The sequence below is a fragment of the Microbacterium sp. E-13 genome (assembly GCF_049912955.1).
Taxonomy (GTDB): Bacteria; Actinomycetota; Actinomycetes; order Actinomycetales; family Microbacteriaceae; genus Microbacterium.
This window is the reverse complement of sequence record NZ_CP183973.1, coordinates 1,847,082-1,868,168: the sequence shown is the minus strand read 5'-3', so window position 1 is coordinate 1,868,168 and position 21,087 is coordinate 1,847,082. Positions and strand designations below refer to the sequence as shown.

General features: G+C 69.7%; 17 protein-coding genes. 14 read left to right on the top strand and 3 right to left on the bottom strand.

Going from position 1 to position 21,087, the window contains the following annotated elements:
• Positions 1-8 precede the first annotated feature (8 nt).
• From ACN9MP_RS08455 to ACN9MP_RS08445, 3 genes are all read right to left on the bottom strand, one after another.
• Positions 9-1,334, bottom strand: a complete 1,326-nt coding sequence (locus ACN9MP_RS08455) for an MFS transporter (protein WP_426325603.1) — start codon at positions 1,332-1,334, stop codon at positions 9-11.
• Positions 1,335-1,357: 23 nt separating this feature from the next.
• Positions 1,358-2,233 (bottom strand): shikimate dehydrogenase, encoded by an 876-nt coding sequence (locus ACN9MP_RS08450; RefSeq protein WP_426325601.1) that lies wholly within the window; start codon positions 2,231-2,233, stop codon positions 1,358-1,360.
• Between the two features lie 147 nt (positions 2,234-2,380).
• Complete coding sequence (locus ACN9MP_RS08445; RefSeq protein WP_426325599.1) at positions 2,381-3,013, bottom strand: TetR/AcrR family transcriptional regulator; 633 nt, start codon at positions 3,011-3,013, stop codon at positions 2,381-2,383.
• A gap of 84 nt (positions 3,014-3,097) precedes the next feature.
• Here ACN9MP_RS08445 and ACN9MP_RS08440 point away from each other — a divergent pair, with 84 nt between their 5' ends.
• From ACN9MP_RS08440 to pyrF, 14 genes are all read left to right on the top strand, one after another.
• Positions 3,098-4,942, top strand: coding sequence for a bifunctional sugar phosphate isomerase/epimerase/4-hydroxyphenylpyruvate dioxygenase family protein (locus ACN9MP_RS08440; RefSeq protein WP_426325597.1), 1,845 nt, complete (start codon positions 3,098-3,100; stop codon positions 4,940-4,942).
• Entirely contained in the window at positions 4,939-5,397 is a 459-nt protein-coding gene (locus tag ACN9MP_RS08435) for a type II 3-dehydroquinate dehydratase (RefSeq protein ID WP_426325595.1), read from the top strand. Before ACN9MP_RS08440 ends, ACN9MP_RS08435 begins: the two co-directional genes overlap by 4 nt.
• Before the next feature lie 116 nt (positions 5,398-5,513).
• Positions 5,514-6,074 carry an elongation factor P gene (efp, locus tag ACN9MP_RS08430; RefSeq protein ID WP_426325593.1) on the top strand — a complete coding sequence of 187 codons (561 nt, stop codon included), beginning with the start codon at positions 5,514-5,516 and terminating at the stop codon, positions 6,072-6,074.
• A 19-nt stretch (positions 6,075-6,093) separates the two neighbouring features.
• A complete protein-coding gene (nusB, locus tag ACN9MP_RS08425) occupies positions 6,094-6,504 on the top strand; it encodes a transcription antitermination factor NusB (RefSeq protein ID WP_426325591.1) in 411 nt (136 codons plus the stop codon).
• A 49-nt stretch (positions 6,505-6,553) separates the two neighbouring features.
• On the top strand, positions 6,554-9,826 hold the full coding sequence (locus ACN9MP_RS08420) for an SNF2-related protein (protein ID WP_426325589.1): 3,273 nt from the start codon (positions 6,554-6,556) through the stop codon (positions 9,824-9,826).
• 136 nt (positions 9,827-9,962) lie between these two features.
• Positions 9,963-11,537, top strand: coding sequence for a Rieske 2Fe-2S domain-containing protein (locus ACN9MP_RS08415; protein WP_426325587.1), 1,575 nt, complete (start codon positions 9,963-9,965; stop codon positions 11,535-11,537).
• Between the two features lie 171 nt (positions 11,538-11,708).
• Entirely contained in the window at positions 11,709-12,248 is a 540-nt protein-coding gene (locus ACN9MP_RS08410) for a DoxX family membrane protein (RefSeq protein ID WP_426325586.1), read from the top strand.
• A gap of 122 nt (positions 12,249-12,370) precedes the next feature.
• Entirely contained in the window at positions 12,371-12,901 is a 531-nt protein-coding gene (pyrR, locus tag ACN9MP_RS08405; RefSeq protein ID WP_426325584.1) for a bifunctional pyr operon transcriptional regulator/uracil phosphoribosyltransferase PyrR, read from the top strand.
• Positions 12,898-13,926: an aspartate carbamoyltransferase catalytic subunit gene (locus ACN9MP_RS08400; RefSeq protein WP_426325582.1), complete on the top strand. Its 1,029-nt coding sequence runs from the start codon at positions 12,898-12,900 to the stop codon at positions 13,924-13,926. Before pyrR ends, ACN9MP_RS08400 begins: the two co-directional genes overlap by 4 nt.
• Complete coding sequence (locus tag ACN9MP_RS08395; RefSeq protein WP_426325580.1) at positions 13,923-15,233, top strand: dihydroorotase; 1,311 nt, start codon at positions 13,923-13,925, stop codon at positions 15,231-15,233. Before ACN9MP_RS08400 ends, ACN9MP_RS08395 begins: the two co-directional genes overlap by 4 nt.
• Positions 15,230-15,739, top strand: coding sequence for a hypothetical protein (locus ACN9MP_RS08390; RefSeq protein ID WP_426325578.1), 510 nt, complete (start codon positions 15,230-15,232; stop codon positions 15,737-15,739). The genes ACN9MP_RS08395 and ACN9MP_RS08390 overlap by 4 nt, the downstream gene beginning before the upstream one ends.
• Positions 15,736-16,890 carry a glutamine-hydrolyzing carbamoyl-phosphate synthase small subunit gene (gene carA, locus ACN9MP_RS08385; protein ID WP_426325576.1) on the top strand — a complete coding sequence of 385 codons (1,155 nt, stop codon included), beginning with the start codon at positions 15,736-15,738 and terminating at the stop codon, positions 16,888-16,890. Before ACN9MP_RS08390 ends, carA begins: the two co-directional genes overlap by 4 nt.
• Entirely contained in the window at positions 16,883-20,170 is a 3,288-nt protein-coding gene (gene carB, locus ACN9MP_RS08380) for a carbamoyl-phosphate synthase large subunit (RefSeq protein ID WP_426325574.1), read from the top strand. The genes carA and carB overlap by 8 nt, the downstream gene beginning before the upstream one ends.
• On the top strand, positions 20,167-21,000 hold the full coding sequence (pyrF, locus tag ACN9MP_RS08375; RefSeq protein WP_426325572.1) for an orotidine-5'-phosphate decarboxylase: 834 nt from the start codon (positions 20,167-20,169) through the stop codon (positions 20,998-21,000). The genes carB and pyrF overlap by 4 nt, the downstream gene beginning before the upstream one ends.
• Positions 21,001-21,087: the final 87 nt, after the last annotated feature.

Genomic DNA, 21,087 nt, shown 5'->3' with positions numbered 1-21,087 from the left:
GCCGGCCGTCAGACGACGGCTGCGAGCTTCTCGTGCTTCTCGGACTGCACGCCCAGCTCCGCTGTCGGGATGCCCTTCGACTCGCGCGCCGTCAGGGCGCTCACCGTCGCGATGAGCGAGATGACCGCCGTGAAGACGCTGATGACGACCCAGCCGCCCTGCTGCACGCCGCCCAGTGCCGTGACGATGGACGGCGCGAAACCTGCCATCAGGAACCCCAACTGGGTGCCGATCGCCACGCCTGAGAACCGCACTCGGGTGCTGAACATCTCGCCGTAGAACGAGGGCCACACGGCGTTGGCTGCGGCGTAGCCGAACGAGAACGTCAGCACCGCGAGCAGGAACGTCACGAACTCGTTTCCTGCGCCCATCGACAGCATGTAGAACGGCATGAGGACGGCCGACGACAACGCACCATAGATGAACACCGGCTTGCGGCCGATGCGGTCGGCGAGCGCTCCGAACAGCGGCTGCGTTCCGAGCGCGACGAAGTTGGCGACGACGACGAGCCACAGCGTGATCGCGGCGTTGAGCCCGACCTCCACGCCGTAGGCGATGGCGAGGTTGCCGAACACCGTCGAGACCGCCGCGATGAAGGCGCAGCAGATGACGCGCAGAACGTCGCGCCAGTGGTCCCGCAGGAGCGGGAGGAGCGGCATCCGCGCGATGCGTCCGTCCGCCTTCGCCTGCTCGAACTCGGGCGTCTCACGCAGCGTCCTCCGGATGAAGAAGGCGACGAGCACCACGATCGCGCTCAGCCAGAACGGCACGCGCCAGCCCCACGTGTACTTGATCTCGTCGGGGAGTGCCACGACCGGGATGAAGATGAGCGCGGCGAGGATCTGGCCGCCCTGGGTGCCGGTGAGCGTCCAGGAGGTGAAGAACGACCGGCGGTCGTCCGGCGCATGTTCGAGAGTGAGCGACGATGCGCCCGCCTGCTCGCCCGCGGCGGAGAGCCCCTGCATGAGGCGGCACAGCACCAGCAGCGCCGGAGCAGCCCAGCCGATCTGTTCGTAGCCCGGAAGGCAGCCGATCGTGAACGTCGAGATGCCCATGAGGAGCAGCGTGAACATGAGCACCTTCTGGCGGCCGATGCGGTCGCCGAAGTGGCCCAGGATGACGGCTCCGACCGGCCGGGCGATGTATGCGAAGCCGAACGTCGCGAACGACATGACCAGTGCGGCCTGGTTGTCGGACGGGAAGAAGACGGTGGGGAAGATGAGCGCGGCGGCTGAGCCGAACAGGAAGAAGTCGTAGTACTCGACGGCGCTGCCCATGAAGCTCGCGACAGCGGCCTTCACGGGAGTCTTCCGCGTCGTTGCGGTGGTGGTCATCGGTTGTCCTTCTCTTGTGAGTGTCACGCCGGCACGCGGTTCGGCGCAACGAGGTCGTGGAAATGGCGGATGATGCGGTCGGGGTCGGGCTGTTGGCCCGTGATGAGACGAAAGGCGTCGGCGGCCTGGTGGACCGCCATCCGTCCGCCGTCGAGCGTGGCGCAGCCCACCTCGCCCGCTGCCCGCAGCAGCGCCGTGTCAAGGGGGCGGTAGACGATGTCGGCGACCCACAGGTCAGGTCGCAGCAGGTCGGGGGAGAAGGGCGTGCCGGGGTGCTCCTTCATACCGGTCGGCGTGCAGTGCACGAGACCGGACGACTCTGCCAGAAGCCGCGGCAGCGCCTCCGTCGTGGCGTGCCCCACTTCGACGCCGTGGCGGCGGGAGAGGTCGGCCGCGAGTTCCTCGGCGCGCGCGCCGTCGAGGTCGACGATCGTGAGGCGGCGGCTGCCGACGCGAAGCAGGGCGTCGGCAACGGCCGAGCCGGCGCCGCCGGCACCGAGCATGGTCACATGCTCCACCGACGCGCCCGGAAGCCCGGTGCGGAACGCCGTCTCGAATCCCGTCGTGTCCGTGTTGTACCCGACCAGCCCGCTGTCGGTGAAGAGAACGGTGTTGACGGAGCCGAGAGCTTCGGCCAGCGGATCGATCCGGTCGAGGTATTCGACGACGAGGCGCTTGCACGGGTGGGTGATGTTGAGTGCATCGAACCCGAGTCGGCGGGCCCACGTCAGGATGTCGGGCAGTTGGTCGGGCGCCAGGGAGAGCGACGTCAGGTCGATGGTGCGGTAGACGTAATCCAGGCCGAGCGCGCGTGCCTCGGCCATGTGAAGGGCGGGGGTGAGGGACGGCGTGACGCCCGTTCCGACGAGCCCGACCAGGTAGGGCGGTGTCTGGGCCATGGCACTCCTTCGTACGGTCGGGCCGTAATGTACTAACTGGTACGTACAGAGGGAACCACGCGCGAGGACGCCTGTCAAGACAATGGCACTCTCGACTCCGACCCCGGGCGGCGATCAGCTCGCCAGCGGCAGGCGGGATGCGGGCGACTACGCGGTGCGGTGGGTGAGCCAGCCGACGACGACGTCGCCGATGACGGCGCGCAAGTGCCGGCGACGCTCGGGATCGGTGAACGACACATCGAACAGGTACCCGAAGGTGTACTGATTGGCGATCTGGAACACGCAGTACGCACTGATGACGAGGTGCACGTCGATCGCCTCGACATCCCTGCGGAAGACACCCTCGTCCCGGCCGCGCTCCAGAATCTCGTCGAGCAGGGTCTTCGCCGGCTGGGCGAGGGCGCGGAGCGAGTCGATGCGCCGGATGAACTCACCCCGATGGATGTTCTCGATGGCGACCAGGCGGATGAAGGCGTCGTGCGTCACATGGTGGTCGAAGGTGAGCTCGGCGAGCTGGCGGATCGCGGCGACAGGATCGGTGTGATCGACGTCGATCGCGCGTTCGGCCTCGCGGATTCCCCGGTACGCGTCTTCGAGCACCGCCAGATAGAGCTGCTCCTTGCCGCCGAAGTAGTAGTAGATCATCCGCTTCGTCGTGCTCGTGCGCTCGGCGATGACGTCGACCCTGGCGCCGGAGTAACCCTCTTCGGCGAAGACCTCGGTCGCGACCGCGAGAAGCTCGGCTCGCGTCCGCTCGGCGTCACGCGATGCAGGGGGCACGATCGTCAGGATAGTCGTCGCCGCGCGCACTGCTCATCGGCGAGGGGGTGCGTCACAATGTACCAACTGGTACATTGTGACGCCATGAAGACCTCCATCGCGACGGTGTGCATGAGCGGGAGCCTGGTCGAGAAGCTCCGCGCGGCGGCCGACGCCGGCTTCGACGGCGTCGAGATCTTCGAGCCCGACCTCATCTCCGCGCCGGAGAGCCCCGAGGAGATCCGCTCGCTCGCTGAGCGGCTCGGACTGACGCTCGACCTCTACCAGCCGATGCGCGACGTCGAGGGGGTCGACGAGGCGGCGTTCCGCGATGTGCTGCGACGTGCCGAGGCGAAGTTCCACCTCATGCGCCGACTCGGCATCGACACCGTCCTCTGCTGCAGCAACGTCACGACAGCGACGATCGACGACGACGAGGTGTCCGCGTCGCAGCTTCGCCGGCTGGGTGGCCTCGCCCAGGACTACGGCATCCGGATCGCGTTCGAAGCGCTCGCGTGGGGCAAATACATCGACGACTACCGCCGCGCTTGGCGGGTCACCCAGCTCGCAGATCACCCGGCGGTCGGGGTCTGCCTCGACTCGTTCCACATCCTCTCCCGCGGTCATGACCCCCGCGCGATCGAGGGGATCCCGGGCGACCGGATCTTCTTCCTGCAGCTCGCCGACGCTCCGGCGCTGTCGATGGATGTCCTCTCCTGGAGCCGGCACCACCGCCTCTTCCCCGGCGAGGGGAGCTTCGATCTGAGCGGCTTCCTCACCCATGTGCTGCGCACCGGTTACGACGGTCCGGTCTCGCTCGAGGTCTTCAACGACACCTTCCGGCAGATCGATGTGCAAGGGACCGCGGTGCACGCGCGCCGCTCCCTGCGCTGGCTCGAGGACGCCGTCACCCGGAGTCCGGGACCCGACGCACCGGCCGGCTACGCCTCCCTTCCGAACAGCGGCGCACCGTCCGGCTTCGACTTCGTCGAGATCAAGGCCGAGGACACCTCGAGAATCGAGGCGCTTCTCAGCGCGGTCGGGTTCACTCCGCGCGGGAAGCATCGCACGAAGCCCGTCACTCTGTGGAGCGCCGGAGACGCGCGCGTCGTGCTCAACGAGCAGCACGCCCGCGATCAAGTGCCGCACATCGCGGCGATCGGATTCTCGGTGCGGGATGCCGCGGCGCTCAGCGAGCGGGCGGCGGAGCTGGGCACTCCGTCCGCCTACCGCCGCACCTACGCGGGGGAGCAGCTGCTCGACGGCGCCGTCGCCCCGGACGGCACCGAGATCTTCTGGAGCTCCCACGGCCCGGGAGCCGAGCCCGCGTGGACGGCGGAGTTCGAGCACGGCGCCACGCCGCCCCATGAGAGTCCCGTGGTGGCCGTCGACCACGTGAGCCTCGGCCAGCCCTGGCAGGTCGTCGACGAGGCCATCCTCTTCTTCTCGTCGGTGCTGGAGCTCTCGGCGGCGAGCTCGACCGAGGTGGCGAGCCCGCAGGGTCTGGTGCAGAGCCGCGTCATGCAGTCAGCCGACGGCGCCGTCCGCATCCCCCTCAATGTCTCGCCGCCGATCCTGTCGGGCCACCGCGCGGCGATGCCGCAGCATGTCGCGTTCACGTGCGACGACATCGTGGCCCTCGCCCGATCAGCGCGGACCCGAGGCCTCGAGCGGCTGCCCATCCCGCAGAACTACTACGACGACCTCGCCGCACGATTCGACCTCGACGACGACTTCGTCGCGACGCTGAGCGAGCTGGACCTCGTGTTCGACCGCGACGGCGACGGCGACGGCGAGTATCTCCACTTCTACACCGCGACAGTGGGGAATCTGTTCTGCGAGTTCGTCGAGCGCCGGGGAGGGTACGGCGGGTACGGCGCCGGCAACGCGCCGGTCCGGCACTCGGCACAACGAGCCGGCGCCGCACGCGCTGATAGCGTACGACGATGACCATTCCTCGCCGCCTCCTCCTCGTGAACGGGCCCAACATGAACCTCCTGGGCACGCGGGAGCCCGGCGTCTACGGCAGCGCGACGCTGGCCGACGTCGAACGGCTGACGACGGATGCCGCGGCCCGGCGCGGCTTCGAGGTGCGGGCGGTGCAGAGCAACCACGAAGGCGTGCTGCTCGACGCGATCCACGCCGCGCGCGAGGACTGCGCCGGCATCGTGATCAACCCGGGCGGCCTCACCCACACGTCCGTCGTGCTGCGTGACGCGCTGTCCGGGGTCGCGCTCCCCGTGGCAGAGGTCCACATCTCCGACGTCACGGCGCGCGAGGAGTTCCGCCGCTTCTCCTACGTCGCCGACGTGGCGATCGTGCATGTGATCGGCGAGGGCGTCGCCGGGTACGGGACCGCGGTCGAGCGGCTGATCGACGTTCTCACGGGGCAGGCCGAGGGCTGACGAATCCGCCGGAGACCAGGCATCCCGTAGAATCGAACGTCGGCGCGTCCGCCGCCCGGGCTTCCCAGGGCCGGCGACCGCCTCCTCACACTTCAAGGAAACGGACCACCACCCTCATGGCATCGACCGCAGACATCAAGAACGGCGTCGTCCTCAGCATCGACGGTCAGCTCTGGAACGTCATCGAGTTCCAGCACGTCAAGCCGGGCAAGGGCGGCGCGTTCGTCCGCACGAAGCTGAAGAACGTCGTCTCGGGCAAGGTCGTCGACCGCACGTACAACGCCGGCGCGAAGGTCGACATCGAGAACGTCGACCGACGGGACTTCACCTACCTGTACAACGACGGCGACAACTTCGTCTTCATGGACGTCGAGGACTACGACCAGATCAACGTCGGCGCCGCGACCGTCGGCGACGCCGCGCACTTCCTGCTCGAGAACCAGCAGGTGCAGATCGCCCTGAACAACGGCAACCCGCTGTACGTCGAGCTGCCCGCATCCGTCGTCCTCGAGATCACCTACACCGAGCCGGGCCTGCAGGGCGACCGCTCGTCCGCCGGCACCAAGGCCGCCACCGTCGAGACCGGCTACGAGATCCAGGTGCCGCTGTTCGTCGAGACCGGCACGAAGGTCAAGGTCGACACCCGCACGGGCGACTACCTCGGCCGCGTCAACTGACGCCCGGGGCAGCCGACAGATGAGCGCCCGTACGAAGGCGCGCAAACGCGCCCTCGACATCCTGTTCCAGGCCGACGTCCGCGGCGACGAGCCCGCCACCGTCCTCGCGGCGGAGGCGAAGCGCGCGGCCAACGAGCCCGCACGCCAGGCCTCCTGGCTCTACGCCCGCGAGATCGTCGACGGCGTGATCGATAACCAGGACGCGATCGACGAGCAGATCACCACCTTCGCCAAGGACTGGACCCTGGCGCGCATGCCGGCGGTCGACCGCGCCGTGCTGCGCATCGGAGTGTGGGAGATCCTCTACAACGACGGCGTTCCCACCGCGGTCGCAATCGACGAGGCGGTCGAACTCGCGAAGGAGTTCTCCACCGACGAGTCGGGGCCCTTCGTGCACGGCGTGCTCGCCCGCATCGCCCGCGCGAGCTGACGACCCGACGCCGGGCCGGGTGTCGGCGGGGCCTTGCAGGATGGATGCCGTGACCACGTCCGCCGGATCCCCGCCGTTCGTCGATCCCGCGCACATCCGCCGCTACGTCGACGCCGGCACCTACGAGCGCGGGCTGGCATACTTCGGCGACGACGCGGTGCAGCGCGTCGAGTGGGACGAGGCCTCCTCGGTCGTGGAGTCGGTCGTGACCGGCACCGCCGGCCGGAGCTACCGGTGCCGCATCCGACTCGACCCGCAGCGCAGCGAACGGCCGATCGCCGCGACCTCGTGCACCTGTCCGGTGCAGTTCGACTGCAAGCACACCGTGGCGACCCTCCTCGCGGGCAATCGGGCGGCGGCGGCCTCACCCGCCGCCCGCGCGGCGTCGTCGTGGCGGTCGCTGCTCGCGCCCGCCGTCGCGCCGGAGCGCGGCCGCACCGCGCTCGCGCTCGGCGTCGAACTGCGGCAGCGGGTCCGTCGGGGTGCATCGGCATGGGCCCCCGCCCGCATCGAGACGGCGACACCGCGTGGCCTTCATCAGCACGGCGCAGACGTCCTGGTGGGGCTGAGGCCGCTCGAGCGCTCGGGCCGCTCCGAGGCATGGATCAAAGGCGGCGTCTCGTGGGACTCGCTCCGCCGGCCGACCACCGCGTATGACCCCGCGCAGGCGCGCTGGTTCGCCGAGTTGCACAGCATCGGCCGCGACGTCCGCTCGTTCGGCGCGTTCTCCGACGTGTCGGAGTGGCTCACGCTCGACGACATCGAGTCCAGCCTGCTCTGGCCGCACCTGAGCGCGGCCGCGTCCCACGGCATCCCGCTGGTTGCGACGAAGCGAGGGGCGAGCGTGACGCTCGCCGACACGGCGAGGGTCACGCTGCAGGCCCGACGCACCGGGCGTGGGCTCGGCATCGCGCCCGCCGTCACTATCGACGGAGACCTCGTGGATGCGGCGGAGGTGCGCCCCGTCGGACGCACGGGCGTGTACCACTTCGCGGTGCAGCGCGAGCGCATCGCGCTGGTCATGGCTCCCACGGCCCTCGCAGACCCGCTTCCCGCTCTGCTCGCCGCACGCGAGGCCGTCACCATCCCGGCCGAGGAGGCGGAGGAGTTCGTGCACGAGCACCTGCCGCGCATCGCGCGGCGGGTGGCCGTCGACGCACCCGGCCTGGACGTCCCGTCTCCGCCGCAGCCCCGGCTGGTCGTGCTGGTGCGCTTCGAGCCGGGCCATCGGCTCGTGTACACGCTGTCGTGGCGCTATGGCGACGGCGATCTCATCGGGTGGGCGTCCACGGCGGACCCGGCGCGGGACGCCGCAGGCGAGGCCGGGATCCGCGCCCGGGTCGAGGCGCTCTGGGGTGACCACTCGCCCGGGGATCTCGTTCCCGCCGCCACCCTGACCGGCATCGAGGCCGCCGAGTTCGCCGCCGGGCTCCTGCCGGCGATGGAAGCGGATGCCGACGTGCAGGTGGAGATCTCGGGGGAGCGCCCGCCCTATCGCGAGCTCGCCGGCGACCCCCGCATCGACATCACCACCGTCGAGTCCGCCGATCCCGACTGGTTCGACCTCGGCGTGGTCGTGACGATCGATGGCCGTCGCATCCCGTTCGGGACGCTGTTCACAGCGCTGTCGCGCGGACGCAAGAAGATCCTCCTGAGCGACGGCGCGTTCTTCTCGCTGTCGCACCCGTCGCTGCAGCGCCTGCGCGACCTCATCGACGAGGCCGGCGAACTCGACGAATGGGAGACCGGCCCGCGCATCAGCCGGTACCAGACCGCGCTCTGGGCGGACTTCGAAGACCTGGCCGACGAGGCCCGGCCGGCGGTTTCGTGGCGCGCCACGGTGGAGGCCCTGCGCGATGCCGACGGGGTGCCTTCCGCGACGCTGCCCCAGGGACTGCACGCCGAGCTGCGGCCGTACCAGCGCGTCGGATACGACTGGCTGGCGTTCCTCTGGCATCACCGGCTGGGCGGCATCCTCGCCGACGACATGGGCCTCGGCAAGACGCTTCAGCTCCTCGCGCTGCTGGCGCACGCCCGCGAGAGCGGTGAGACGCGGCCGTTCCTCGTGGTCGCACCGACGTCGGTCCTGTCCACCTGGCGCAGCGAGGCGGCCCGTTTCACGCCAGGTCTCCGGGTGGCGGTCGTCGACGCGACGCGCGCCAAGCGCGGGACGACGGTGACGGATGCTGCTGCCGCCGCCGACGTCGTCGTGACGTCCTACACGCTCCTGCGGCTCGATGAGTCCGAGTTCGGCCGGGTGGCCTGGGCGGGCCTCATCCTCGACGAGGCCCAGTTCGTGAAGAACAGCCAGACGAAGGCCTACCGTGCGGCCCGGGATCTCCGGGCAGACGTCGTCTTCGCCGTCACGGGCACGCCGATGGAGAACACGCTCACCGAGCTGTGGGCACTGCTGTCGCTGACCGCGCCCGGGCTGTTCGCATCGGCGCGCCGGTTCCGCGAGGAGTACGTGCTCCCCATCGAGAAGGGGAAGGTGCCCGAGAGCCAGGAGGGCGGAGCGTATCGCGCCGGCCGACTGGCACGCCTTCGCCGGCGGATCCGGCCACTCGTCCTGCGGCGCACGAAAGAGCTCGTGGCCGCCGACCTGCCGGCGAAGCAGGAGCAGGAGGTGCGGATCGAGCTGGGTCCGGCCCACCGCGCCCTCTACGACACGGTGCTGCAGCGCGAACGCCAGAAGGTGCTCGGTCTCCTCGAGGATCTCGATCGCAATCGATTCATCGTGTTCCGGTCGCTGACACTCCTCCGCATGCTGAGCCTCGCGCCCGAACTGGTCGATGCCGCGTACGCGCAGATCGCTCCCAGCAAGCTGAGCGCGCTCTTCGAGCAGCTCGACGAGGCTCTCGCCGAGGGCCACCGGGCGCTCGTGTTCAGTCAGTTCACGTCGTTCCTCGGGTTGGTGGCCGCCAAGCTCGAACAGCGGGGCATTCCGTATGCCTACCTCGACGGCTCGACGCGTGATCGCGACGACGCCGTCGCGGCGTTCCGTGGGGGAGCTGCCCCCGTGTTCCTGATCAGCCTGAAGGCCGGCGGCTTCGGCCTGACGCTGACCGAGGCCGACTACGTGTTCCTGCTGGATCCGTGGTGGAACCCGGCCGCCGAGGCGCAGGCCGTCGACCGTGCGCATCGGATCGGCCAGCATCGCAGCGTGATGGTGTACCGGCTCATCGCGAACGGCACGATCGAGGAGAAGGTCATGGCCCTGCAGCAGCGCAAGGCGCGGCTCTTCCGCTCGGTGATGGACGACGACGCGCTGTTCGGGCAGGCCCTCACGGCCGACGACATCCGCGGGCTCTTCGACGCCTGACGCCGCCGGCCCCCCGATCGCGCGCACCGCACCAGGATCGGCTTTTGCACGGCCGAGGCGGCCTGTGCCCCGTCGAGGCGTCGCCTAGACTCGTGTGGTTCGCCGGAGCGACCGCTGGATAGGGGAGGACAAGCCCATGCGCATCACGGGTCTCGGCCACGCCGGAATGTTCATCGAGACGGCGGGGGGAAGCATCCTCTGCGATCCGGTGATCGGCCCGACATTCTTCGGGTCGTGGTTCCCGTTCCCCGACAACCGGGGACTGGACTGGGAGAAGTACGGCAACGCCGACTTCCTCTACGTCTCGCATCGCCACCGCGATCACTTCGACCCGGCGCTCATGCACAAGTACGTGCCCAAGAGCATCAAGGTGCTGCTGCCGGACTACCCGACCGACGACCTCGAGCAGGATCTCCGCAAGCTCGGCTACGACAACATCATCTATACGCAGGCGGGCGTGCCGCTCGAGTTCGGCGACCTCAGGGTGATGGTCACACCGCTTCGCGCCCCCAGTGACGGGCCCATCGGAGACTCGTCGCTGAGCGTCGACGACGGCACCGCGAGCATCCTGAACCAGAACGACTCGCACCCGCTCGATCTCGAGAAGCTCATGTCGTTCTCGAAGCCGGAGGCGTACTTCACGCAGGTGTCGGGAGCGATCTGGTGGCCGATGGTCTACGACCTGCCCCGGGACGCGAAGCGGAACTTCGCCAAGCTGAAGCGCGACGCGCAGAACAAGCGGGCGATGTACTACATCGAGAAGGTCGACGCCGAGCACGTCTTCCCCATGGCCGGCCCGCCGATGTTCCTGCGCGACGAGCTCTTCAAGTACAACGGGTACGGGATCGACGGCGATGCGATCTTCACCGACCAGCGGCAGTTCTTGCAGCACATGAAAGAGCTGCGTTCGGATCAGAAGGGCTACGAGTTCGTGCCCGGCACCGTCGTCGAGCTGAACGGCGGCGAGCTCTCGGTCTCGCAGACGCTGTACACGGATGCCGAGATCGACCGGATCTTCGATGACAAGTGGTCGTACCTCGCAGAGCAGCGCGACGCGCGTCAGGACGAGATCCGCGCCGAGGAGGCGTCGCGCGCGGCCGTTCTGCCGCCGGACGAGATGCTGGCGGCGATCAAGGAGTGGTGGGAGCCCCTGCTGCGGCGCGCCCGGACGATCCGCAACGGCGTGGGCGGCGTGGTGCGCTTCCGCATCGGCGACCTCGACATGGTCGTCGACTTCCCGAAGGCCAAGGTTCGCGAGTACGCCGGCGACGAGTGCATCTACTGGTACACGATCCCCGCCGACCTGGTGTCGACCAACATCGCCGATCACGAGATCGACTGGTCGAACTCGATCTTCCTCTCCATGCAGTTCGAGGTCGGGCGCAGCGGCAAGTTCAATGAGTTCCTGACGACGTTCCTCAAGTGCCTGTCTCGTGACCGCATCGAGTACGTCGAGAACTGGTATGCGGAGCAGACCGACCAGACCGAGGACGCCCAGCTCGGCGACTGGATGGTGCAGCGGCGGTGCCCGCACCTGCGCGCCGACCTGACCAAGACCGGCAAGATCGAGGACGGCGTGCTCACCTGCTCCCTCCACGACTGGAAGTGGGACCTCGCCAGCGGGAAATGCCTGACGAGCCAGGGACACCCGATCCGCGCATCGCAGGTGGAGGATGATCTGTACCGCGCCGCCAGCACTCCTGCGGCGTGAAGACCTCGACCGCCGTCTCGTTGTAGGTCATCTACAACGAGGCGGCGGAATGCCGTGGATGATGTGTGTACCCGGCAGCAATCTCACTCGGCGCGTATCACCGAGCGACCCGTTCGAGTCCTGATCACCGTGCCCGCCATCACGGGCGTCAGAACCCGAAGGAGTCACGCCATGACCACCGTCCCCGTCCACGGCGCCGCCGGCGTCGTCGTCCCCGCCTCGGCCCGTCGCCACAACCCGGTCCGCACCGTCCTCTTCTGGGAGGCGCGTGCCGAGGCGGCCGTGAAGGTCTCGTTGCAGCGGTGGAGCATACCCGCCCTGCGCATCGCCCTCGGCGCCGTGTTCGCCGTCTTCGGCGTGCTGAAGCTCTTCCCGGGCGTCAGCCCGGTCGAGGCGCTCGTCAGCGCCACGTGGGAGAAGCTCACGTTCGGCCTCGTGAGCGGCCAGGCCGCCCTCATCGCCACCGCGGTGATCGAAGTCGGCGCGGGCGTGCTGCTCATCGCCGGCGGCGCGTTCGCCCGCGTCGGCCTTGTCGTGCTCGCACTGGCGTTCGTCGGCATCCTCTCGCCGATCGTCCTGCTGCCCGCAGAGGTCTTCGGTCCGGTCGGCCCGACGCTCACCGGGCAGTACATCTTCAAGAACGTCGTGCTGATCGCTGCCGCGCTCGTGGTCGCGTCGCGGGTGCTCCGCGGTCCGGCGCCGCGCAGCTGACGGCCGCGAACCGACGGCGAGGGCCGGCCCCCGGGTGGGGCCGGCCCTCGCCGTGTCGTAGACTGGACGCCGATCACAGCAACCTTTAACCCCGTCCCGTGAGGCGGAGAAGGGAGCGGCGGATGAGCACGCGCACCGTGCTGCATGAGGCCGACATCGCCCGGGCCCTCACTCGGATCTCCCACGAGATCCTGGAGTCGAACAAGGGACCCGAAGGCCTCGTCCTCCTCGGAATCCCCACTCGCGGAGTCACCCTGGCCCGCCGTATCGCAGCGCTCGTCGAGCAGTTCGGAGGGGCCGCGGTCCCGGTCGGGGCGCTCGACGTCACGATGTACCGCGACGATCTCCATCGCAACCCCACACGCGCCCCGCAGCCGACGCAGATCCCGGCCGGCGGCATCGACGGCAAGGTCGTGGTGCTCGTGGACGACGTGCTCTTCTCGGGTCGCAGCATCCGTGCCGCCCTCGACGCCCTGCAGGACATCGGGCGCCCGGCGGCCGTCCGGCTCGCGGCCCTCGTCGACCGCGGCCACCGCGAGTTGCCGATCCGCCCCGACTTCGTCGGCAAGAACCTTCCCAGCTCGCGGGAGGAGCGCGTCAACGTGCGCCTCGCGGAGACCGACTCCGTCGAGGAGGTGACGATCGAGTCATGAGGCATCTCCTCGACACCCAGACCCTCGACGTCGAGGACGCCCTGCGCATCCTCGACGTCGCGGAAGACATGGCCGACACCCAGCAGCGCGAGGTGAAGAAGCTTCCCACCCTGCGCGGCAAGACCGTCGTCAACCTGTTCTTCGAGGACTCGACGCGCACCCGCATCTCGTTCGAGGCGGCTGCCAAGCGGCTCTCGGCCGACGTCATCAACTTCTCGGCGAAAGGCTCCAGCGTCTCGAAGGGCGAGTCGCTGCAGGACACCGCGCAGACGCTCCAGGCCATGGGCGCAGACGCCGTGGTGATCCGCCACGGCGCGTCCGGGGCGCCGCGCACGCTCGCGACCAGCGGCTGGATCAGCGCCGGGGTCGTGAACGCCGGCGACGGCACGCACGAGCACCCGACCCAGGCGCTCCTCGACGCTTTCACCATCCGCAAGCGGCGCTTCGGCACCGACAGCCGGGGGAGAGATCTCGCCGGAGTGAAGGTCACCATCGTCGGCGACGTCCTGCACTCGCGCGTCGCCCGTTCCAACGTGTGGCTGCTCACCTCGCTCGGAGCACATGTCACCCTGGTCGCGCCGCCCACCCTCGTGCCCCAGGACGTCTCCACCTGGCCGGTCGAGGTGGTGTACGACCTGGATGAGGCGATCGCGGCCGGGCCGGACGCGCTGATGATGCTGCGCATCCAAGCGGAACGCATGAATGCGGCGTATTTCCCCACTGAACGGGAGTATTCGCGCCGCTGGGGCCTGGACGCGCGCCGCCTGCAGGCGCTCGGACCGGATAGCATTGTCATGCACCCCGGACCCATGAACCGGGGTCTGGAGATCTCCGCAGAAGCCGCGGACTCGCCCCGCTCGACGGTGCTCGAGCAGGTGACCAACGGCGTCTCGGTGCGCATGGCCGCGCTCTACCTGCTGCTGGCGGGCGCGGAGCGCACCCCGGCCGAGACCGCGCCCGCGACGCATGCCGCACTGAGCAGGTCAGAAGCACTGAGCGGCACAGAGAAGGAGAACACCCGATGAGCGAGACCCTTCTCTTCCGGGGAGCCTTCCTGGAAGGCACCTCCGCGGCCGACGTCATCGTCGCCGACGGCGTCATCGCGGAGATCGGGCCGAGTCTCAGCCGCGCCGGCGCCACGGTCGTCGACGTCGACGGACTCGTCATGCTGCCCGGCCTCGTCGACCTCCACACCCACCTGCGCGAACCCGGGTACGAGGCCTCCGAGACGATCCTCACCGGCTCCCGTGCCGCGGCCGCCGGCGGCTACACCGCCGTGTTCGCGATGCCCAACACCTCGCCGGTCGCCGACACCGCGGGTGTCGTCGAGCAGGAGCTCGCCCTCGGGGAGGCGGCGGGCTTCGTCACGGTGCAGCCCATCGGCGCCGTAACCGTCGGGCAGAAGGGGGAGCGCCTCGCCGAGCTCGGCGCCATGGCCGACTCCCGCGCCCGGGTGCGCGTCTTCAGCGACGACGGCTTCTGCGTGTGGGACCCGCTCATCATGCGGCGAGCGCTCGAGTACGTGAAGGCGTTCGGCGGCGTCATCGCCCAGCACGCGCAGGACCCGCGCCTCACCGAGGGCGCGCAGATGAACGAGGGTGCGGTCTCGGCCGAGCTCGGCCTGGCGGGCTGGCCCGCCGTGGCGGAGGAGTCGATCATCGCGCGTGACGTCCTCCTGGCGGAGCACGTCGGCTCGCGGCTGCACGTCTGCCACCTCTCGACGGCGGGTTCGGTGGAGATCATCCGCTGGGCGAAGAAGCGGGGCGTCGACGTGACCGCCGAGGTCACGCCCCATCACCTGCTCCTCACCGACGAGCTGGTGCGCGACTACGACGCGCGCTTCAAGGTGAACCCGCCGCTGCGCCGCGAGGAGGACGTGCTCGCCGTGCGCGAGGGTCTGGCCGACGGCACGATCGACATCGTCGCGACCGACCATGCCCCCCACCCGGCCGAGGCGAAGGCGTGCGAGTGGCACGCGGCCGCGAACGGGATGGTCGGCCTCGAGAGCGCACTGCGCGTGGTGCAGCAGTCGATGATCGACACCGGCTTGATCACCTGGGGCGACGTCGCACGGGTCATGTCGCGCGAGCCCGCCCGGATCGGGCGGCTGGCGGGCCACGGCACGCCGCTCACCGCGGGGCAGCCCGCATCCCTCGCCTTCTACGACCCCGCGCCCCGGCGCGCCTTCACGACCGACGACCTGCACGGTCGCAGTGTGAACTCGCCGTACCTCGGCCGCGAGCTGCCGGGAGACGTGCGCTGGACGCTCCATCAGGGCACGGTCACCGTCGCCGACGGTGCCCTCCTCGGCACCCCGGGAGTGCGCGCATGACCCGGGAGGCTGCGCTCGCCATCATCGTGGGCGCCACGATCGTGCTGCTGGGCCTGCTCGTGTGGGCCTGGTGGCGTCGAACGAGACGCGACTCAGGCCTCACCGCGCCGGTCGGCGAGATCCCGGCCGGCTCCTCCACCCTCTCGGCCTGGCCGGCGCTGTATGTGGCCACGACCCGCCACGGAGAGCCGCTCGAACGACTCGCCATCCGCGGGCTCGGGTTCCGCTCGCGCTCCGACGTGACCGTCACCGACGCCGGGGTGGCGCTCGACGTGACCGGCCGGCCGCGCCTCTTCCTCTCCATCGACCGCATCGAGGACGTCGCTCAGGCGACGGTCGCGATCGACCGCGTGGTGGAACGCGACGGCCTGGTGCGCCTGGCCTGGCGCCTGGACGACGGCACCGTCGTCGACTCGTACCTCCGACCTCAGGATGCCTCGGCCCGCGCCCTCGCGGACGCCGTGGCCGGCATCCTTCCCCCGACCAAGACGGGAACCGACGCATGACCCTGTTCCACACCGACCCGGCCGTCCTCGTGCTCGAGGACGGGACCCGCCACGTCGGACGCGCCTACGGCGCCATCGGCACCACCATCGGCGAGGTCGTCTTCGCCACCGGCATGACCGGCTATCAGGAGACGCTCACCGATCCCTCGTACGCCGGCCAGATCGTCCTCCAGACCGCGCCCCACATCGGCAACACCGGCATGAACAGCGAAGACACCGAGTCCCGACGCATCTGGGTATCGGGCTACATCGTGCGGGACCCTTCGCGCGTCGTCTCCAGCTGGCGCGCCGATGAATCGCTCGACGATGCTCTCGAGAACGACGGCGTGGTGGGCATCAGCGGCATCGACACCCGCGCGGTCACGCGCCACATCCGCTCGGCCGGCTCGATGCGCGGCGCCGTCTTCTCGGGCGCGGCCGCCGCCCTCGACCCCGACGAACAGCTCCGCCTCGTGCGCGAGGCCCCGCAGATGGCCGGCCAGAACCTGTCGGCCCAGGTCTCGGTGTCCGCCGCCGAGGTCACGAGGGCGACGGGGGAGCGCATCGGCAACCTCGCCGTGCTCGACCTCGGCGTGAAGCAGGCGACGGTCGACAACCTCGCGGCGCGCGGCTTCGACGTGCACGTCCTTCCGCAGGACGTCACGATCGACGACATCCGCGCGATCGACCCGGTCGCGGTCTTCTACTCGAACGGCCCCGGCGACCCGGCCGCCTCCGGCGAACACGTCGATCTCCTCCGCGGCGTGCTCGACGACGGCCTCCCGTTCTTCGGCATCTGCTTCGGCAACCAGCTGCTCGGCCGCGCACTGGGTCTGGGCACCTACAAGCTGCCCTTCGGCCACCGGGGCATCAACCAGCCCGTGCTCGACAAGTCCACCGGCCGCGTCGAGATCACCGCCCACAACCACGGCTTCGCCGTCGACGCCCCAGTCGAGGGCGAGTTCGACAGCCCCAACGGCTACGGCCGCATCGAGGTGAGCCACGTCGGGCTCAACGACCAGGTGGTCGAGGGCTTGCGCGCACTCGACATCCCCGCGTTCTCGGTGCAGTACCACCCCGAGGCCGCCGCCGGCCCGCACGACGCCAACTACCTGTTCGACCGCTTCCGCGACCTGGTCGTCGCGAACCTGGAGACCAAGAAGAATGCCTAAGCGCGACGACATCCACTCCGTCCTCGTCATCGGCTCCGGCCCGATCGTCATCGGGCAGGCCGCCGAGTTCGACTACTCGGGCACCCAGGCCTGCCGCGTGCTGCGCGACGAGGGCATCCGCGTGATCCTCGTCAACCCCAACCCGGCCACGATCATGACCGACCCCGACTTCGCGGACGCCACCTACATCGAGCCGATCACGCCCGAGGTCATCGAGACGATCCTCGCGAAGGAGAAGCCCGACGCCATCCTGCCGACCCTCGGCGGGCAGACGGCGCTCAATGCGGCCATGGCGCTGCACGACAGAGGCATCCTCGACAAGTACGGCGTCGAGCTGATCGGCGCGAAGGTGGACGCCATCCGCAGGGGCGAGGACCGGCAGGTCTTCAAGGAGCTCGTGCTCGAGGCGGGCGCCGACGTCGCCAAGTCGGTCATCTGCCACTCGATGGACGACCTCCTGGCGGGCGCCGAGCAGCTCGGCTACCCGCTCGTGGTGCGCCCCTCGTTCACGATGGGCGGTCTCGGGTCGGGCTTCGCCTACGACGAAGCGGACCTCCGCCGCATCGGCGGAGCGGGTCTGCACGACTCGCCGACGAACGAGGTGCTGCTGGAAGAGTCGATCCTCGGCTGGAAGGAGTACGAGCTCGAGCTCATGCGCGACACCGCCGACAACACGGTGGTCGTCTGCTCCATCGAGAACGTCGACCCGGTCGGCGTGCACACCGGCGACTCGATCACCGTGGCACCCGCCCTCACCCTGACCGACCGCGAGTACCAGAAGCTGCGCGACATCGGCATCGACATCATCCGCGCCGTCGGCGTCGACACCGGGGGCTGCAACATCCAGTTCGCCGTCGACCCGGCCAACGGACGCATCATCGTCATCGAGATGAACCCGCGCGTGTCGCGCTCGTCGGCGCTCGCCTCCAAGGCGACCGGCTTCCCGATCGCCAAGCTCGCCGCCAAGCTCGCGATCGGCTACCGCCTCGACGAGGTGCCCAACGACATCACGCGGGCCACACCCGCAAGCTTCGAGCCCACGCTGGACTACGTCGTCGTGAAGGTGCCGCGCTTCAACTTCGAGAAGTTCCCGGCCGCCGACACGACTCTCACCACCACCATGAAGTCGGTGGGCGAGGCGATGGCGATCGGCCGCAACTACGCCACGGCCCTGCAGAAGGCCCTCCGCTCCCTCGAGAAGCGCGGCTCGAGCTTCCACTGGGGCGACGAGAAACGCAGCGTCGAGGAGCTCCTCGAGATCGCCAAGACGCCGACCGACGGCCGGATCGTCGTGCTGCAGCAGGCGATGCGCAAGGGCGCCACGATCGAGCAGGCGTTCGAGGCGACGAAGATCGACCCCTGGTTCCTCGACCAGATCGCCCTCATCAACGAGGTCGCCGAGTTCGTGCGCCAGGCGGGGGAGCTGGATGCCGCCACCCTGCGGGTCGCGAAGGAGCACGGCTTCAGCGACGCCCAGATCGCAGAACTTCGCGGTGACAGCGAGACCCAGGTGCGCGGCATCCGTCACGGTCTGGCCATCCGCCCCGTCTACAAGACCGTCGACACCTGCGCGGGGGAGTTTCCCGCCCTGACGCCGTACCACTACTCGAGCTACGACTTCGAGACCGAAGTCACCCCGTCGGATCGCACCAAGGTGGTCATCATCGGGTCGGGACCCAACCGTATCGGCCAGGGCGTCGAGTTCGACTTCTCGTGCGTGCACGCGTCGTTCGCGCTCGCTGAGGCCGGCTACGAGACCATCATGGTCAACTGCAATCCCGAGACGGTGTCGACCGACTACGACACCTCCGACCGCCTCTACTTCGAGCCGCTGACCCTGGAGGACGTCCTCGAGGTGCTGCACGCGGAGTCCCAGTCGGGCGAGATCCTGGGCGTGATCTGCCAGCTCGGCGGCCAGACGCCGCTCGGCCTCGCCAAGGGGATCGAGGAGGCCGGCTACACGATCCTCGGCACCAAGCCTGCGGCGATCGACCTCGCCGAGGAGCGTGAGCTGTTCTCGCGTCTGCTCGACGACGCCGGCCTCGTCGCACCGCGCAACGGCACGGCGATCGACGTCGACGGCGCCGTGGCCATCGCCGAGGAGATCGGCTACCCGGTGCTCGTGCGCCCCAGCTTCGTGCTCGGCGGTCGCGGCATGGAGATCGTCTACTCGACCGATGCGCTGAGGGACTACTTCGTGCGCATCGCCGACGCCGCGATCATCGGTCCCGGGCTGCCGCTCCTGGTGGATCGCTTCCTCGACGACGCGATCGAGATCGACGTCGACGCGCTGTTCGACGGCGACGAGCTGTACATCGGCGGCGTCATGGAGCACCTCGAGGAGGCCGGCATCCACTCGGGCGACTCGTCGTGCACGCTCCCTCCGATCAGCCTCGGGCGCACCGACATCGACCGCGTGCGCGAGGCCACCGACGCGATCGCCCGCGGCGTCGGCGTGCGCGGTCTGCTCAACGTGCAGTTCGCCATCTCGGCCGGCGTGCTCTACGTCATCGAGGCGAACCCGCGCGCCAGCCGCACGGTGCCCTTCGTCTCGAAGGCACTCGGCATCCCGCTCGCCAAGGCCGCTTCGCGCATCATGGCCGGTGCCACGATCGCCGAGCTCAAGGCCGAGGGGCTCCTGCCCGAGCAGGACGGCTCGCGTGTCCCGCTGGACGCCCCGGTCGCCGTGAAGGAGGCCGTGCTGCCGTTCAAGCGGTTCCGCACCGCCGATGGGCAGACGGTGGACTCGGTGCTCGGCCCTGAGATGCGCTCGACGGGCGAGGTCATGGGCATCGACCGCGACTTCCCGACGGCGTTCGCTAAGTCGCAGGAGGCCGCGTACGGCGGCATGCCCCAGTCGGGCACCGTGTTCATCTCGGTGGCCGACAGCGACAAGCGCGCGGTGATCCTCCCCGCCCACCGCCTCCGCGAGCTCGGCTTCGACCTCGTGGCGACCGAGGGCACCGCCGAGATCCTCGCGCGCAACGGCATCGACGTGGACGTGGTGAGCAAGTACTCCGAGACGCACGAGTCGGGCGGCACGAACATCGTCGATCTGATCAACGCCGGCGAGATCGACATCATTGTGAACACGCCCTCCGGCGGCGCTGCCCGCGCCGACGGCTACGAGATCCGCGCGGCGGCCGTCGCCGGCGACAAGGCCCTGTTCACCACCATGGCGGTGCTCGGCGCCGCCGTGAGCGCGCTGCCGGTGCTGCGCGAGGGCTTCGCCGTCAAGAGCCTGCAGGAGTACGCCCAAGACCGCCGGGGGGGCGCATGACCTCTTTCGGCGAGCGCATCCGCGCCGGCGTGGCGGCGCACGGGCAGCTGTGCGTCGGCATCGATCCGCACCCTCATCTCCTGGCGGAGTGGGGATTGGATGCCTCCGCCGCGGGCGCACGGGAGTTCGGCCTTCGCGTGATCGAGGCGGCGGCGGGCCGCGTCGCTGTCGTGAAGCCGCAGGTCTCGTTCTTCGAGCGCTACGGCGCGGCCGGGTTCACGGCACTGGAGGATGTGCTCGCGGCGGCCCGCGACGGCGGGCTCCTGGTGATCGCCGATGCGAAACGCGGCGACATCGGCACCACGATGGACGCCTACGCCGAGGCGTGGCTGACGCCCGGCTCCCCGCTGGAGGCCGACGCGCTCACGGTGAGCCCGTTCCTGGGAGTCGGGGCCCTCGACGGCACGTTCGAGCTCGCCAAGCGGCACTCCAAGGGCGTCTTCGTGCTCGCGGCCACGAGCAACCCCGAGGCGCAGTCGCTGCAGGGCGCGCACCTCCCGGACGGCGGCACGGTGTCGGCCGACATCGTGCGCGAGGTCTCCGAACGCAACGCCCGATCCACGGCCGGCGGCGAATGGGGGAGCCTCGGCTTCGTCATCGGCGGCACCGTGGACTGGCAGGAGGCGGGGCTCCGCCCGTTCTCGCCGGTGGCGCCGATCCTGGGGCCGGGCTTCGGCCACCAGGGCGCGGAGCCGCAGCACCTCGGTGCGCGCTTCGGCGACCTCCGGCATGCGGTGATAGCGTCGGAGAGCCGCAGCATCCTGGCTGCCGGACCCGACCGGCTCGCCGCGCGCATCTCCGAGCGCGCCCTTCTCTACCGTGGTGAATGACATGCCCGAATCGCGCACTGACCCCCGCGGGGACTCGCCCCGCACCCCTGGCGCACAGGCGCTGCCCGACGGGACGCCATCCCCGGG

Bases quoted from the DNA above. Each gene is read 5' to 3' on its own strand.
- carA (WP_426325576.1), top strand. From the start codon at position 15,736: ATGACCCTGTTCCACACCGACCCGGCCGTCCTCGTGCTCGAGGACGGG.
- pyrR (WP_426325584.1), top strand. From the start codon at position 12,371: ATGAGCACGCGCACCGTGCTGCATGAGGCCGACATCGCCCGGGCCCTC.
- ACN9MP_RS08450 (WP_426325601.1), bottom strand. From the start codon at position 2,233: ATGGCCCAGACACCGCCCTACCTGGTCGGGCTCGTCGGAACGGGCGTC.
- ACN9MP_RS08390 (WP_426325578.1), top strand. From the start codon at position 15,230: ATGACCCGGGAGGCTGCGCTCGCCATCATCGTGGGCGCCACGATCGTG.
- carB (WP_426325574.1), top strand. From the start codon at position 16,883: ATGCCTAAGCGCGACGACATCCACTCCGTCCTCGTCATCGGCTCCGGC.
- ACN9MP_RS08435 (WP_426325595.1), top strand. From the start codon at position 4,939: ATGACCATTCCTCGCCGCCTCCTCCTCGTGAACGGGCCCAACATGAAC.
- ACN9MP_RS08440 (WP_426325597.1), top strand. From the start codon at position 3,098: ATGAAGACCTCCATCGCGACGGTGTGCATGAGCGGGAGCCTGGTCGAG.
- efp (WP_426325593.1), top strand. From the start codon at position 5,514: ATGGCATCGACCGCAGACATCAAGAACGGCGTCGTCCTCAGCATCGAC.
- ACN9MP_RS08455 (WP_426325603.1), bottom strand. From the start codon at position 1,334: ATGACCACCACCGCAACGACGCGGAAGACTCCCGTGAAGGCCGCTGTC.
- ACN9MP_RS08410 (WP_426325586.1), top strand. From the start codon at position 11,709: ATGACCACCGTCCCCGTCCACGGCGCCGCCGGCGTCGTCGTCCCCGCC.
- pyrF (WP_426325572.1), top strand. From the start codon at position 20,167: ATGACCTCTTTCGGCGAGCGCATCCGCGCCGGCGTGGCGGCGCACGGG.
- ACN9MP_RS08395 (WP_426325580.1), top strand. From the start codon at position 13,923: ATGAGCGAGACCCTTCTCTTCCGGGGAGCCTTCCTGGAAGGCACCTCC.
- ACN9MP_RS08415 (WP_426325587.1), top strand. From the start codon at position 9,963: ATGCGCATCACGGGTCTCGGCCACGCCGGAATGTTCATCGAGACGGCG.
- nusB (WP_426325591.1), top strand. From the start codon at position 6,094: ATGAGCGCCCGTACGAAGGCGCGCAAACGCGCCCTCGACATCCTGTTC.
- ACN9MP_RS08400 (WP_426325582.1), top strand. From the start codon at position 12,898: ATGAGGCATCTCCTCGACACCCAGACCCTCGACGTCGAGGACGCCCTG.